12 protein-coding genes are annotated in these 14,550 nt (G+C 46.2%); 9 read left to right on the top strand and 3 right to left on the bottom strand.

Annotated elements, in window-relative coordinates:
• The first annotated feature begins 144 nt into the window (after positions 1-144).
• Both RTS10_RS06320 and RTS10_RS06315 read left to right on the top strand, forming a co-directional pair.
• A complete protein-coding gene (locus tag RTS10_RS06320) occupies positions 145-1,236 on the top strand; it encodes a hypothetical protein (protein WP_312539661.1) in 1,092 nt (363 codons plus the stop codon).
• Positions 1,233-1,508 (top strand): RnfH family protein, encoded by a 276-nt coding sequence (locus tag RTS10_RS06315; protein ID WP_312539660.1) that lies wholly within the window; start codon positions 1,233-1,235, stop codon positions 1,506-1,508. Before RTS10_RS06320 ends, RTS10_RS06315 begins: the two co-directional genes overlap by 4 nt.
• Before the next feature lie 87 nt (positions 1,509-1,595).
• Here RTS10_RS06315 and RTS10_RS06310 read toward each other — a convergent pair whose 3' ends face one another.
• Positions 1,596-1,979 (bottom strand): outer membrane protein assembly factor BamE, encoded by a 384-nt coding sequence (locus RTS10_RS06310; protein WP_007115778.1) that lies wholly within the window; start codon positions 1,977-1,979, stop codon positions 1,596-1,598.
• 321 nt (positions 1,980-2,300) lie between these two features.
• Here RTS10_RS06310 and fur point away from each other — a divergent pair, with 321 nt between their 5' ends.
• Entirely contained in the window at positions 2,301-2,738 is a 438-nt protein-coding gene (gene fur / locus RTS10_RS06305) for a ferric iron uptake transcriptional regulator (protein ID WP_201664863.1), read from the top strand.
• A 145-nt stretch (positions 2,739-2,883) separates the two neighbouring features.
• On the opposite strand, the gene murJ is transcribed toward fur, so the two are convergent.
• Together murJ and ampD are read right to left on the bottom strand one after the other, a co-directional pair.
• Complete coding sequence (murJ, locus tag RTS10_RS06300; protein WP_312539659.1) at positions 2,884-4,470, bottom strand: murein biosynthesis integral membrane protein MurJ; 1,587 nt, start codon at positions 4,468-4,470, stop codon at positions 2,884-2,886.
• Positions 4,471-4,637: 167 nt separating this feature from the next.
• Entirely contained in the window at positions 4,638-5,216 is a 579-nt protein-coding gene (gene ampD, locus RTS10_RS06295; protein ID WP_409455589.1) for a 1,6-anhydro-N-acetylmuramyl-L-alanine amidase AmpD, read from the bottom strand.
• Between the two features lie 180 nt (positions 5,217-5,396).
• Between ampD and RTS10_RS06290 the strand changes: the two genes are divergently transcribed.
• The 6 genes from RTS10_RS06290 to pyrE all read left to right on the top strand — a co-directional run bounded on the left by RTS10_RS06290 (position 5,397) and on the right by pyrE (position 14,494).
• On the top strand, positions 5,397-8,570 hold the full coding sequence (locus RTS10_RS06290) for a DUF2339 domain-containing protein (protein ID WP_312539656.1): 3,174 nt from the start codon (positions 5,397-5,399) through the stop codon (positions 8,568-8,570).
• A 531-nt stretch (positions 8,571-9,101) separates the two neighbouring features.
• Positions 9,102-10,781 carry a DUF3999 family protein gene (locus RTS10_RS06285; RefSeq protein ID WP_312539654.1) on the top strand — a complete coding sequence of 560 codons (1,680 nt, stop codon included), beginning with the start codon at positions 9,102-9,104 and terminating at the stop codon, positions 10,779-10,781.
• A 62-nt stretch (positions 10,782-10,843) separates the two neighbouring features.
• On the top strand, positions 10,844-11,737 hold the full coding sequence (gene nadC, locus RTS10_RS06280; RefSeq protein ID WP_312539652.1) for a carboxylating nicotinate-nucleotide diphosphorylase: 894 nt from the start codon (positions 10,844-10,846) through the stop codon (positions 11,735-11,737).
• 78 nt (positions 11,738-11,815) lie between these two features.
• Positions 11,816-12,727 carry an NAD-dependent epimerase/dehydratase family protein gene (locus RTS10_RS06275; RefSeq protein WP_312539651.1) on the top strand — a complete coding sequence of 304 codons (912 nt, stop codon included), beginning with the start codon at positions 11,816-11,818 and terminating at the stop codon, positions 12,725-12,727.
• Between the two features lie 75 nt (positions 12,728-12,802).
• Positions 12,803-13,735 carry a hypothetical protein gene (locus RTS10_RS06270; RefSeq protein WP_312539650.1) on the top strand — a complete coding sequence of 311 codons (933 nt, stop codon included), beginning with the start codon at positions 12,803-12,805 and terminating at the stop codon, positions 13,733-13,735.
• Positions 13,736-13,771: 36 nt separating this feature from the next.
• Positions 13,772-14,494: an orotate phosphoribosyltransferase gene (pyrE, locus tag RTS10_RS06265; RefSeq protein WP_219331900.1), complete on the top strand. Its 723-nt coding sequence runs from the start codon at positions 13,772-13,774 to the stop codon at positions 14,492-14,494.
• Positions 14,495-14,550: the final 56 nt, after the last annotated feature.

Here is a 14,550-nt window from a genome sequence, read left to right as displayed (position 1 = left end):
GTTTTTGCAGCGTTTAATTTTAAATCACTTTTTTTACAATCAGTTTTTCAAAGTCGCTTTTTTTACAGTCACTTTTTTAAAATCACTTTAGCGACTCAAACAATTTTATGATAACAACTTACCGCTACAAAGGAATCCAACACCATGCCATTTAATCGTTTACAGCCGATGTTGATAGCAAGCTTGCTGCCGCTGCTGGTTTTTACTTGGTTTAGCCGTGACTACATTGGGCAGATTGATTTTTGGTTGTTGTGGTTGGTGGCGATGACCTTGGTCGGCTTGCCATTAGTGTTTGCAGAGATTGGTTTGGCGCATCGTAGTGGTACCTCTCCGCTGGTCGGTCTGCCCATGTTGACCCGTGAAGCTGACGTGTCAACGGTTTGGCGCGGGTTTGGTTGGCTGACTATTGTGCTGCTGCTGGCGGTCGTGGGGCATTTACTGGCAAGTAGTGGCGAGATTATCCATCCGCTAGTAAGCAATATTGCTTTGCCTGCCTTGCTAGCCATCATGGTGCTGATAGTAATTGGTTTGAGTTTTATCAAGCATTTGGCAGGTTGGTTGGCGGTCGGTTTTGCTGTTGCCGCGTTGGTTGTCAATGTCATGCAGGGTGGGTTTGTGGCGTGGCAGATGACAGCCACGTCCTTGACGGAGTGGGCAGGGGCGGTCGTGTTGGCGCTAGTCTGTGTTGGCGCAGGTACAGGACTATACTGGCATGCGCGCACCCACCAAATGCTCACAATGAGCAACACGGCTGCCGATGACGCACGCGAATCCGCGAGTCGCTATGTATTACCGGTGTGGAGTTTTCAGTTATTAGCGGGTGCGCTGATTGCCATGACTTTATCGCCAAACAGCGCAATGGCGGCAGTGCTGAATGCATTGGCGATGCTGGCAGGGGCAGCGTATTTACTGCATATCTTGACCCATCAAGTGTCACTACGCTTGCAACAACAGCAATTTAATTTTTTGGCATTGGTGGTATTGGCAGTGCTTAGTCTTGCGCTAGCCATGGTGCCAACCGCTTGGCTCAATCAGTTGATTATCGTGATAAGTTTAGTCACGGCGGTATGGCTAGCCGTATTTGCAGGCTGGCAAATGAAAATCAGCCATTTGCGCAAATCATTGAATTTTAGCTCGGAAGGCTTATATAACCTTTGGCGCATTGCGGTGCGTATTATCGTGCCATTGGCGGTGATTTTGGCGATGGTGGGGTGGGTGCTAGGATTGGCGAAATGATTACTGTAGATATAGCCTTTGCGCCTGATAGCCAAACACAGTTGCGGTTAACCCTGCAACTTGCTGATGATAGCCGCGTGATTGATGCAGTCAATGCAACAGGCTGGCAACAGCAGTATCCGCAGATTTTTAGCTATAGTGTCGGTGTGTTTTCCCATAAACTAGACTGGCAAAGTGCTATCAACACAGGTGATAGAATCGAAATCTATCGCCCTTTGACCATCGACTCGCAAAACAAACGCAAATTACTGTCCAAAAAATCCAACCGATGAGGGCGTGACCCAGTATTCTTGTGTATCTCACAAAAAAAAGCCAATCACAGCATCACGGCAATGATTGGCTTTTTTAATCAGAAAAACTTACTGAGTCACCGCTGGGCGTTCAATGCTGGTGACAATACCATTTTGGTCAAAATAAATTTTGGCGTATTGTTGGGCGTTGTGAATCGCGGGCTTGTTGGCGCGTTTGGCGTTAGTACCTGGGGTAAAATCATACAGGTAATCCCAACGTACCGGATTTAGAGTGTCTCTAAAGGTTGGGCTACCTAGTATATACAGCACTTGATTGGCATTCATACCCACTTGCACTTGGCTTAATTTGTCTTCATGAATCGGCTTGCCTTGTGGGATATCGATTTTGTACACGCTAAACCATGAGCAACCTGGTAATACGCTGACGCTGCTAATTACGGCAACCAAAGGCAGGACTGCCAGTTTTTTTGATAGTGTTGTGATAGATGTCATTTGTCAAACCGCTTTGAGATGGTGAACGATAAAATTTACGACTTATCATACGTGATTTGGGTTTTTTTGCCTACCTATTGACCGCAAAATTTAAATTATTTTACATACAGTTAATATTTGGGTGTAAAACGCCGTGGTGGTTTGGTATTTGGCGTTCTGGTGGTTGGCGTACTTTGTCTTTAGCCTGCATTCGCCCGTTATCTTTCAAAGGGCGCTTTTGCCAGTGATGTCACGTTTTTTTACTGTGGGATTTTATCGAATTTGTTATTATAGTTATAATTTTTAGTTTATAAGCGACACCTGATAGGTGCGAGGATTTTTATGTCGTCTTTTACCAACCAAGATTTGCGTCGTGCCGGTTTGAAAGTCACGTTACCGCGTTTGAAAATTTTAGAATTGCTAGAAAAAGCCGAATCCCATCACATGAGCGCGGAAGATGTGTATAAAGCCTTGATGGAGCACGGTGAAGACGTGGGGCTTGCGACTGTTTACCGCGTGTTAACCCAGTTTGAACAAGCGGGGATTGTCGAGCGTCACAATTTTGAAAACAATTTGTCAGTGTTTGAAATCGCCAAAGATGAGCACCATGACCACTTGGTATGCGACCAATGCGGCAAAATCATTGAATTTCACAATGAAGAAATCGAAGCGCTGCAAGAAAAAGTCGCCAAAGACTTTGGCTTTACCCTATCAGGGCATTCGCTGGTACTATATGGAATTTGTGACAATAAAGATTGCCAAAATTCGATAAAGCGCTAATGCATTGGCGCCTTAATAGATGAATAGGTTAAAAAATTTACGTGCAAAGATCAGTCACAAAACTCAATTAAAAACTTCAGTTAAAAAAAGCGGCTAGATAAATTTTATTTAGCCGTTTTTTTGTCTGTTTTCCGTTGTCTATTGTTTATTGAACGCTATGATGCGGTCTTAGTTCTGATAGCCTAAAGCCAGCGATTAATAGCGCTGCGCCATACACCATAGCGCCCACCACACACAGCGCCAATAGCGCAACAATACGAATACCTTGATGCGCGGTAATCGGGAAAAAATGAATACCAGCGGCAAGTGCCAACCCCATTGCCCCATTTGCCATGGCAAAGATAATCGCTAATCGTCGCCAAGCCGCACCAAACCGGTAAATACCTTGGGTATGTAAATAAAAATATAACAGCGCCGCATTGATAAAAGACGCCAGTGTATTGGCAAGCCCTAGCCCGGCGTGGGGTGCGATTTGCCACTTTTTAAATAACCCAGCCAGTATTAGGCTTAACACGACATTGGCAATCACGCTAATCACACCGACTTTGACAGGGGTGCGACTGTCATGACGGGCAAAAAAAGCTGGGGCAAATATTTTAATCAGCATAAATGCCAAAATCCCACCCGCTAAGCACTGTAGCGCAAGCCCACTCATCATGGCATCTTGCCGTACAAATTCGCCATGTTCAAACAGGGATATCATAAGCACATTACTAATCATGCCAAGCGCGATGGATGCAGGTACGCCGACCAGCACCGTCAATCGCGTCGCCCAATCTAGGGTGTGTCTAAATTGTTGATGGTCATCGCTTGCGATACTTTTGGATAGAATGGGCAAAATCACCGTACCAATCGCCACCCCAATCAGCCCTAGCGGCAGCTCACTCATCCGCTCTGCGGTATAAAGCCAAGAGACCGAACCATCGACCATGGTTGAAGCCAATACCGTGTTGACCAGCATATTGATTTGGGTAACCGATACCCCAAACAGCGCAGGGAGCATGAGTTTTAAAATCCGTCGCACGCCAGGATGACGAAAGCTAACCTTGGGCATCACGAGCAGATGATGGCTGTGCAATTGCGGTAATTGAATCAATAGCTGCAGCACACCTGCCACCGCAACTGCATAACCGACTGCCAAAATTGGCTTGGCAAGCAGCGGCGCTACCCAAATCGCGCCCACAATCATACACACATTTAAAATCACCGGTGCAAAGGCAGGCAAGGCAAACCGTCCCACGCTTTGCAAAATACTACTAGCAAACGCGGTCATGGCGATAAATAACAAATAAGGAAAAGTGATACGAAGTAGCTCAACTGCGGTTGTAAATTTGCTAGGCTCATGCAGATACCCCACCGCAAACACAGCAATCACGGCGGGCGCGAAAATGACTATCACGGCGGTAAGACCTGATAAAATCAACAATAACGTACCTGCCACCCGACTGATAAGAATTTGAATGCCAAGCAAGGCTTTTTTGCTATCGGTCATGTCGTTATTTTGGGCTTGGTGTTGATAATCGGATAGTACAGGGACAAAAGCTTGGGCAAAGGCGCCTTCAGCAAACAGCCGCCGCAAAAAATTGGGCAATTTGAATGCCACCAAAAACGCATCCATCATGCCGCCCGTACCAAATACACTCATCAATACCATGTCGCGAATCATACCCAAGATACGTGAAAATAAGGTAAAAAAACTAATAATAGCGGTGGATTTGATAAGTTTTGACATGAAACAATCGCTGCAAGTTTTGCCGAGAAGTGGGTGTGGTGATGGGATTTCGTAGTTTGATTTGGGCGCTGTTACTTTGCAAAATTGTTATCTTACAAAATCGTTATCCTACAAAATTGCCATACGATAAATTTTTGAAAGTCATCTAATGGCATCTAATGGCTGATTTAACTTTTATTGACCATTTTTCTTAGTTTCACCCAATCAAAATACAGCCCCGGGTCGGACTTGCGACCGCGCGCGATATCGCTATGACCGGCTATATGATTAATGGTTTTGGGATAAGCTTGATAAATCGCGGCAATCACGCCACTTAACGCTTGGTATTGCCTATCATCAAACTCGCTATAATCATCACCCTCCAGCTCAATCCCAATCGAATAGTCATTGCAGTTTGGCACGCCCAAATAACTAGATTTGCCAGCATGCCAAGCCCGCTCATCAAAGCTCACAAACTGCGTGACCCTACCGTCGCGCTCAATAAACAAATGCGCGGAGACCTGCTGCTGATAGATGGTTGCAAAATACGGATGGGCTTTGGGGTCTAACTGATTTTGAAAAAATGCACGAACAAAATGCTCGCCTTGGTCATCTTTTAGACCAAATTCACTGGGCGGCAAGCTGATGTTATGAATCACAATGAGGTGAATATCGTTAGGGTCGGGGCGTTGTCCAAAATTGGGTGACGCCACAAACTCGCATGGGCTTAACAAACCCTGCTCAATGCTAAATCTCGACATAACCATACCCCGCCCAATCATCAAAATGGTGTTTCAAATAGTTGGTAAAACGCTACTTAATCATGTGGCTAATTTAGCATAAAATGGGCTTATCATCACCTTAACCGAAAGACACAGTTAAAAAAAAGCAATTTTGCAAAAAAATGGTATGCTATCGCTAAGCTGATAACAAGGGTAGAGCATTTGATGGATACGATTATAGCGGCGTTGATACTGGCAGTCGTGGGGGCGCTTTATAAAATTTTTGCCCAACAAAAAGCAATTACCCGGCTTGAATCCAAGCTCGACAATCTGCAAAAACAACTCGCTGACGTCATGGCAACCGTGTATATCCTAAGCAGCGAGGCAAAGCCATCATCTAGCCAGCAATCGGCAAGCGATAGCCGCCAAAATCAGCCTGTCACTGACCCTATTACTGACCCCATTACGCAGCCCATCAGTCAAGCCACCGTCCCAACGCCCTCCCCAGCGCCCCTCTCAATAGTTGCCTCTTTGCCAATGGCGAACACGCTTGACGCTTCGGTTAGTTCAACTGCGCCAACGGCAACGCAGCCGTCCGTGAATGACGCAGCCCCACCGCATAAACCCACTTTGCCACAGTCATCATCTCCTTCTTCTCATTCTTTAAGAGATGATGAAAGCGCTACCAATATTGTGACATCGCTTTGGGCAAGTGCCACCCAATGGTTCTTTGGGGAAAACTTGGTGGTGCGTGTCGGTGCACTGGTGTTGCTAGTGGGCGTGGTGCTATTACTCAAACTTGCCAGCCAATATATTGAGGTATCGATGCCCGTGCGCATGGCGCTGGTAGCGTTAGGTGGCTTTGTGATAACGGTAGTCGGCTATCGCACCACTGCCAAAAAACGCAGTTACGGTTTAACCTTGCAAGGCGTCGGCTTTGCGGTGATTTATTTGACGGTGTTTGCGAGTTTTAAATTGTATGGACTACTACCATCAACCTTAACCTTCGGCGTGCTTGCGTTACTAGCAGGGTTAACAGTGATGTTTTCGGTGTGGCAAAATGCGCTGCCGCTTGCGGTCTTGGCATTCGGTGGGGCGTTTTTTGCGCCGATACTGGTCAGCCGACCTGACGGTAGTGTGGTGATGTTATTTAGTTATTATTTATTACTCAATATAGCGGTTGCGGTGATTGCCCATTATCGCACTTGGAAATTGCTCAATGCGCTCAGCCTAGCAGTGACCTTTGGGCTTGCGTATGTGTGGGGATTTCGTGCATTTAGTGGCAATAGTGCAGGTGCAGGCTGGCTGTCATTACGCTGGCAACTGCTGGGGTTATTGGTTGGGCACATGGCGCTGTATTTGTTTATTGCAGTTAGATACTCTCAGCAGGTCGTGAGCTATAACCAAACGCTGCTACAAATGAACAGGGGGTTAGCCAAACGCCCGATTCTATCGATAGATTCAGGCTTGTTGTTTGGTACAGCGTTACTAGGGTTTGGGCTGATGGCAAGCTTGCTCAATGATTTGCCTTATCATCTGGCCTTTGCGAGCAGTGCGTTATCGGCTATTTATTTGAATTTAGGACTGTGGCTGCTCAAACATCATCGCCGTAGCATCGCAGGCGACCCACAAGCCAACAACCAATTTGATAACAGCTTTGAGCTGCTCATTGAAGCCAGCCTTGCACTCGGCTGTGGGTTTTTGGCTTTGGTGATACCACTGGCGCTATCAGCCAAATGGATTAGTATCGGTTGGGCAGTGCAAGGTGCTGCATTGGTGTGGCTCGGTGCGCGTACCCAAAGACGCTGGACGGTATATTTTGGGTTGGCATTGCAAGGCTTTAGTATCGTGTTATTGGTGGGCTTTGATACCCTCATGCGGCATTGGTATGGGCTACTGGATCAATTATCTATTCCGCACCAAATGTCTATAGTGGCTGCTTCATCCACCTTGCCACTGACCGTATTGGCTGCGTGTGTACTGCTGTCTGCTTTTATTTTGCGTCATGGTAGGGGCAATATCGCGGCAGCCACACCCCAAACGGCAGCCACACTCCAAGCTAAAGCCCAGCCTCAAACTCAGCCTCAAACTCAACCTGAGGCAGTCAAAACGACGTATAAACGGGTTCAACAAATTGCTGATAATGCCAGTCACAGCTTTGTTGCCACCGCGCTTGTGGTTGTTGGGTTTGTGCTGTATCTGTCGGCGATTTTATCCGCTGCCCCCTTTTGGAACAACGATGGCAAAACCACCACTATCAAACTTGCCGTGGGTATGGCGGTATTTTTAATTGTGGGACAACTGATGCATCAGCGTTTTGTTTGGCGCAGTATGCGTAAGGTGAGCCGCTTGATTTTACCGTTTGCGATGATGAGTTGGGTGCTAGTCTGTCTCACCCATGTTAAGGTCGAGACGGTTGTAGACCTAAACGATTATCACATCACAGCATTTAGCGGGTTGGGGCGTTATTTGCTCGCCATGCTCGGCGGTTTAGCCATCGCAAAATTGCTAGGCGCGTGGCTGCTTAGTCGCTGGCACCGCGACCGACCCGATACAAGCGTTGACGCGCTCGTTTGGTTTTTGGTACTGATTGCCATGCTAACTTGGATGCTACAACAAGTGCCATTTAACTATTGGCAACATGCCCAGGAGCTTCGAGCCATTATCACTATTTTACCGACCGTGCTGGCTGTGCTTGGGCTGATGAGTTTGTTGTTGTTGCCAAAACTTCAGGCGTTTGGTGGTCGTTTGCTTGGTTGGTTAGAGGTTGATTGGCTACTTAAACACAGTGCTTATATTTTGCTACCGATGACCTTTATTTGGAGTTTGTCTGCCAATTTCTCGTTAGACGGTCAGCTATTGGGCGTTTATCTGCCCCTGCTCAATCCGCTGGATTTGACCTTAATCAGCATTTTACTGTACCAATCTTATGTGGCACTCAAAGTTGATAGCAACTATCGTACTATCGTTTTGGTGGTTTGCGGTCTAGGGGCATTTTTGACGGTCAGCAGTATGTTGGTGCGTGGGTTTGCCAGCGTTTGGGGCACACCGACGTGGGAAAATGGTGCTTGGTCAGTCAGTATGGTACAGACGGGGCTGACTATCTTATGGACCGTCATTGCGATGGTATTGATGTTCTTGGCAAACAAAAAAGCCATTCGCTTGGTATGGTTTGCCGGTATCGCATTATTAACCATGGTGGTTGCCAAGTTGGTATTGATTGATATGTCTAATACCAGTGCGGTACTGCGTGTGGTGTCTTTTATCGGGGCAGGCTTGTTGATGCTAGTCATTGGTTATCTTGCACCCTTACCGCCCAAATCAGGCAAACCCAAATCAGGCAAACCAAAGTCAGATAAACTTAAGCTAGACAAACCCAATGCAGACAAAAAAAGCTAGGTAAACCCCTACTAAAAATCGTGAATAACGTGGGTTATTTTTCGTATTTACGACAGGCGGGCTTAGCTAAATGCACAAAGACTTGCTGCCTAATTGTCTTTAAATTGTAACATCTGGCTGGAATTTATCCAAAATATCGGTTCTCTTGTTAGTGGTTTGTAGCACGGTATAGAAGTTTTGAGTGGGTATTGTTAATATCCTTATAGGGCAAAGTTTTATGTTAACCAAATTATAAATCTAATTACTATCAATAAGTTAGAATGCTATTTATTATTTTCTAACATAAAAATTTAAGGTTGATACTGTCTAATGATGCTAACCATGTGATGTTAGGATTTCCAAATTTTTAGATTAGTTATGACTGACGGCTTTATGTCGATAACCCAAACACACGCTACGCTGTTTTTTGGTTAAGTCTAATTGGTCGGAGTTTTTGTCAATGTCCATCGCAATGGGTGAGCTTGTAAAGCCATATCAATTATATAGGAGCTATGAATTCTATAGTAACTATAAATTAACAATGAAGTAAAAATGAAAAAAAATAAGCACTGTCACGTGAGATTAGCCAAACACCGCGCCTGTATTTTATCGGCAACTTTAGTTTCGCCGCTATTGTTAGTAGCTATCATTTACACGCAAGCAGATGCCCAAAACCCCGCGCAAACGGCATCCGTCACTGTTGCCTCGCAAAAAACCACCACGACCACGGTAGCGCCTGCCATCGTTGACAAGTCAGAGCAAGCGCATGACACTGATAGTATCAGCTATGGCTTTGAGGCATTGCAAAATAGCTTTGCAATCGACATTGATTTACCGGGAGAGAGTCAAGCGGACAACCCCAACAGCGCCCAACTGGTAAAATTTTCGTCGTTAACGCCCAGTTTGTTAGCTTTAATCATGCAGCAAAATGGGGCAACTATTAGCGATAAACAAAATTACCGATTGGTTGATGCCAAAGGTCATATTATGCCGATGGCAATTCGCCCTGTCAGCAAACAATCATCCGTCAATCAAGTATTGCAAGTAGTTAGCGTAGAGACAGATAATCCCAATGCGGTGGAAAAATTACGCCATGCGTTGTCCGTACAGGTTGATAACCCAGACAACCAACAATCGATTAATATTGACCTTAGTAATTTACCCTCAAACCCAGTCGCCGCTGTTACCAATAGCCCGGTCAGAACTTGGTGGTTAACCAATCCCAACTTTGCCAAAAACCAACCTGCTTTATCAACCGAGCAAGCAGTCAATCTTTGGCTAAAATTTTTACCCGTGAATTCAGCCCAGCCCAGCAAGCGCCCACTGCAACTGCAAATTTATGGCAGTGATGACTTACAAAGCTGGCAGATGGTCAGCCAAACGGTGGTCAGCCCCTTTAGCCCTAGCCAACGTGGTCAACCTAGCCAGCCTGCCCAACATAGCCAAATGGTAGCGCCGCAAGCTGATGGCAGCAATCAGCCGATAGCGACAGGCAATGCTATTGCCATCGAGCCGCAGCAAGCCAATTATCGGTATTGGCAAGTGGTGGCAAATCAGCCTATCAATCTTGAGGCAGCCAGTTTAAATCGCATGGTGAGTGAGGCAAGTTTCTTCTTGACCCGCGCCAGTTTTTCAAAAGTCAAAGATGACACCAACCAATGGCGGCTTAGCCTTGCTCAGCCCATGTTGACCACAGGGGTGAGTTTTTTTGTCCCCGAAAATCAGCTGTGGCAAGTGAGCATCAAGGTACCTGAGCAAGAAGCCAATCAATTGGCTAAAATCAACAAAACCGCTAATGTAAGTAATGATAAAACTTTAGCCAATTCACAAATTGATAAAAACCATACCACGGTCAGTTGGCAACCGACATTGACCAAGTCGCTGCAATTGGGCGGTCAAATGCAGCAAGATGATTTGCCGGTCAATCTGTTAACGCCCATGTATGAGATTTACTTTCTAGCACAAGGCACAGCGCCTTATCGACTGGTGATTAACGAGCCACGCATATTACAACAACCCAACATCACGCTATCCAACCAACAACTAACCAGCCTCGGCAATACCGTTGAAGGACAAATGCAAAATATCGAGGCATTAAATAATCCCAACGCGTCGTTTGAACGCTACAAAACATGGGCACTGTGGGGTGTACTCGCTGCGATTGTAGCCGCTTTGGCGTTGATTGCCCTGCGTTTATATCAACAAACTACTACCCAAGCCCCCAAAGAATAGGCGATAATACAATCTAACATACTTCATCGAAAATGCCCCATCGACAATAAGGGATTATTTGCATGTCTGCTGCTAGCCCAACCATTAGTGACACCTCGGTCACCACCCCGCACATCAGCTCACTACTACGTATTGAAATCGCCAAACAAGTCGCACTTGCGCTGCAAGAAGACATCGCCACTGGGGATATTAATGCCCAATTAATACCCGAAACACAGCGCGATACGGCAACCATTATTTGTCGTGAACCGATGGTGGTCGCGGGTAAGGCATGGGTGGATGAAGTATTTCGCCAGCTTGACCCCAATATGCAGCTTGATTGGGCAGTCAAAGACGGTGACGCTGTGACAGCTAATCAAGTTTTGGTGACGCTCATCGGTAACACCCGGGCACTGCTGACGGGTGAACGTACCGCGCTCAATTTTTTACAGACTTTATCATCTACTGCCACTGTGGTTGCCAACCATGTGGCGGTCATCGCAGAACTACCGACCAAATTGTTAGACACCCGTAAAACCTTGCCAATGCTACGCCATGCGCAAAAATACGCCATGCTATGTGGCGGCGGTAATAATCACCGTATCGGGCTATACGATGCCTTTTTGATAAAAGAAAACCATATCATGGCGTGTGGCGGTATCGCTCAAGCAGTCAGTCAGGCGCGTCAGATTGCCAATAAGCCAGTGGAAGTCGAAGTAGAAAATTTTGATGAGTTGCACCAAGCCATCGCTGCCAATGCTGATATCGTGATGCTCGATAATTTTACCATTGAAGATACCCAAAAAGCGGTCGAGCAGGTTGCTAGTCTTGGCAAGCCTTGCCAGCTTGAAGCTTCAGGTGATATTAGCCTTACCAATCTACGCCAAGTGGCAGAAACCGGGGTGGATTTTATCTCAATGGGTGCATTGACGAAGCATATCAAAGCCATTGATTTATCGATGCGCTTTCAACAATAAATCGGTTAAAAAATACATCGATTTAAAATCGATTTAAAATAGTCAGCTTTTTTAATGCCATTCACGATAGGTCATAGCATGATGCAAACCATTTTAATGATTGGACTGGGCAAAATTGGTTTACCAGTTGCTAAGCAATTAGCGGCGCAGGGGCATTGCGTGATTGGTGTCAGCCGCTCCACGCCGACAGATTTGGCTTTCTGTGACGCCATGACAGCCAAGCTGCCACCCGATAATGACCATTTATATCAGCAAAATCTACATTTTGTTGCCAGTGATGCGCGCTCGTTAGCCATTGCGCAGCTAAGTCAATGGTCAAGCCAAATTAGCCAAATCTGTATCATTGTCAGTCCAGATAACCTGTCGCTACAAGGTTACCGTGACAGTTATTATGCAATTGCCGAGAATGTGGTGCGATTGGGTGACCATCTGCCAAACCTCAAGCGTGTGATATTTATTTCTTCGACAGGCGTTTACGGACAAAACGCGGGCGAAGTCATTGATATCAATACCCCTGTGTCAGCGCCAGCGAGCGCCACTTCTCAAGTGATTTTACAGACTGAGCAGTTGTTGCAGCAGCATTTTGAAGATAAGAGCGTTATCATTCGTCCAAGTGGGATTTATGGGCAGTCACGACTGCGTTTACTGACCATGGCAAAACAGTTCGCAGCGCAGTCGACAAATATGGCGAGCGATTATCCGAGTAATACATGGACTAATCGTATTATGGATACAGATTTAGTCAGCATCATTGTCACCGTCATCAATGCGGGTCAAACCGTGCCAGTTTACTTGGCGACAGATAACGCGCCAGTCCCGCTCTATACTGTGCTAAACTATTTGGCGACTGCACAGGGCTTGAGCTTATCGCTGCCCTGTATAGAGCCAACAACGGGCAAACGCATTATCACTAATTTGCCTGCTACTCGGTTCAACTACCCAGATTGGCAGTCAGGCTATCAGCATATTTTGTCGAGTTTAGGCGATTAGTTTAGTGATGGGTGGTAAGCTTCAACAAAAATTTTTCATCATTTACCTATCTGTGATTTTATAGCCGTGTATACCATGACGTATTCCAATACTGAGCGCCAAGCCGCAAAAAGCCAAGTGGTTAAAGACAGAGACCAGCTACGCCATCCCAATGTGATGACTGAGGCAGAAAGATTGGCTTTGCCCGATCCTTGTCGCCCGATTGATAAGCGCGTCATACCGGCGCGTCATACCATTGACGTCTATATGCAAAAACCGCTTTCATTGCCAGTGGCGGATACCAACAACCTCACCGCTAGTGTAAAAGAGGTTGCCAAGCCCTACCCAATGAAGGACAACACAACAAAAACCCTTAAAAAAAGTCCGCAAAGTCATCAATCTGACATGCTAGAGCAGTTACTATCTGAGCAAACCATTGAGATGCGGCACTTTATCCAGCAACAGCAACAGCACGCCAATAGCAGCCAAAGCAAACACCCGTCATTGCATTTACCGCTGTCTTTGTTGCCACAGCTCGTCAATGACAGCAGTGTTTCACTGATGAAAGAGGTGATGGGTCGATACCCACATTTAGCGATCATGAATACGCTTACAACATCCTTGTCACAGCAGACAGTGCAAAATTCCTGCGCACATCAAGCCAACGATGCCCCCAGCACACAGTCTGACGCCACCTATAACCAAGCGCTACTTAATATCGAAACCAAACTGTATCTGATGGGACAAATGTACCATATTATGCTTTGTGTGTTTTTGCTATGCCAGTGCAAATCACGCAAATCACTCAACCCCCAAATCACCTTGCAAGACTTGGCTGATGCTATCAATCAATACATCGAGGCGCATCGCACCCAATTGCATTTTTTGACCCGGCATGACGATTTATATATCGAACCGACGCATGTTGCGCTCGCCGCCATTGCCATCGACTGGCAAGTGGGTAAGCAAACAGCCATCAGCAAACGTACTATCACCATTAGCTCGCAAAACCCAATCACAGGCGGCTAATGGTATTTTTTAACTTGTTCTTTTTTGGAGTCGCGTATGTCGCAATTATCTCAAGCCCAAGCATCTCAAACCCCATCCTCTCAAACCCAAGCCGCTCACGCACCGCAGTTTATTCCCCAGCATTTTATTGAAGTGGCACTCAAAAACAATGTATTAAAATTTGGCGAATTTACCCTAAAATCAGGTCGTATAAGCCCGTATTTTTTTAACGCAGGTTTGTTATCAACAGGTGAGCTATTGTCGGTGTTGGCAAATGGGTATGCTGATGCCCTTGCCAAGCAGCTACAATCTACCGAAAGTAGCGATTTGGTGATTTTTGGGGCAGCATATAAAGGTATTCCGTTTGTGGCGGCGACCGCGCAAGCACTGTGGAACAATCACCAAATCAATGCCGATTGGGGCTACAACCGCAAAGAAGCCAAAGACCACGGTGAAGGCGGTATGCTGGTTGGCGCCGATCTCAAAGGCAAATCAGTTTGGGTGATTGATGATGTGATGACCGCGGGTACAGCGATGCGCGAAGTCGTTGCGCTATTAGAAAAATCAGAGGCCAAAGTCGCGGGGATTATCGTTGCGCTGGATCGTAAAGAAAAAGGTCAAAGCGAACAATCTGCCATTCAAGAATTGGCACAAAGCCTCAATGTACCGGTACTTGCCTTGGTCACGATGGATGACATTACCGAGTATGTCGCCAAAAATGGCACGCAGGAGGAACTTGCCAAAATGCAAGCTTACCGCGAGCAATACGGCGTTCAATAAGCGGCTGCTATCACCCAACCCCGCTAACGATAGATTGTTTTTAATTAACCATTGAA

Origin of the sequence: Moraxella sp. CTOTU47616, assembly GCF_032017465.1 — a bacterium.
GTDB lineage: Bacteria > Pseudomonadota > Gammaproteobacteria > Pseudomonadales > Moraxellaceae > Faucicola > Faucicola tetraodonis.
This window is presented reverse-complemented; position numbering and strand designations above follow the sequence as displayed.

Coding starts and splice junctions, on each gene's coding strand:
- RTS10_RS06275 (WP_312539651.1), top strand. CDS start 11,816: ATGATGCAAACCATTTTAATGATTGGACTGGGCAAAATTGGTTTACCA.
- murJ (WP_312539659.1), bottom strand. CDS start 4,470: ATGTCAAAACTTATCAAATCCACCGCTATTATTAGTTTTTTTACCTTA.
- RTS10_RS06285 (WP_312539654.1), top strand. CDS start 9,102: ATGAAAAAAAATAAGCACTGTCACGTGAGATTAGCCAAACACCGCGCC.
- RTS10_RS06270 (WP_312539650.1), top strand. CDS start 12,803: ATGACGTATTCCAATACTGAGCGCCAAGCCGCAAAAAGCCAAGTGGTT.
- RTS10_RS06320 (WP_312539661.1), top strand. CDS start 145: ATGCCATTTAATCGTTTACAGCCGATGTTGATAGCAAGCTTGCTGCCG.
- RTS10_RS06310 (WP_007115778.1), bottom strand. CDS start 1,979: ATGACATCTATCACAACACTATCAAAAAAACTGGCAGTCCTGCCTTTG.
- RTS10_RS06290 (WP_312539656.1), top strand. CDS start 5,397: ATGGATACGATTATAGCGGCGTTGATACTGGCAGTCGTGGGGGCGCTT.
- RTS10_RS06315 (WP_312539660.1), top strand. CDS start 1,233: ATGATTACTGTAGATATAGCCTTTGCGCCTGATAGCCAAACACAGTTG.
- ampD (WP_409455589.1), bottom strand. CDS start 5,216: ATGGTTATGTCGAGATTTAGCATTGAGCAGGGTTTGTTAAGCCCATGC.
- pyrE (WP_219331900.1), top strand. CDS start 13,772: ATGTCGCAATTATCTCAAGCCCAAGCATCTCAAACCCCATCCTCTCAA.
- fur (WP_201664863.1), top strand. CDS start 2,301: ATGTCGTCTTTTACCAACCAAGATTTGCGTCGTGCCGGTTTGAAAGTC.
- nadC (WP_312539652.1), top strand. CDS start 10,844: ATGTCTGCTGCTAGCCCAACCATTAGTGACACCTCGGTCACCACCCCG.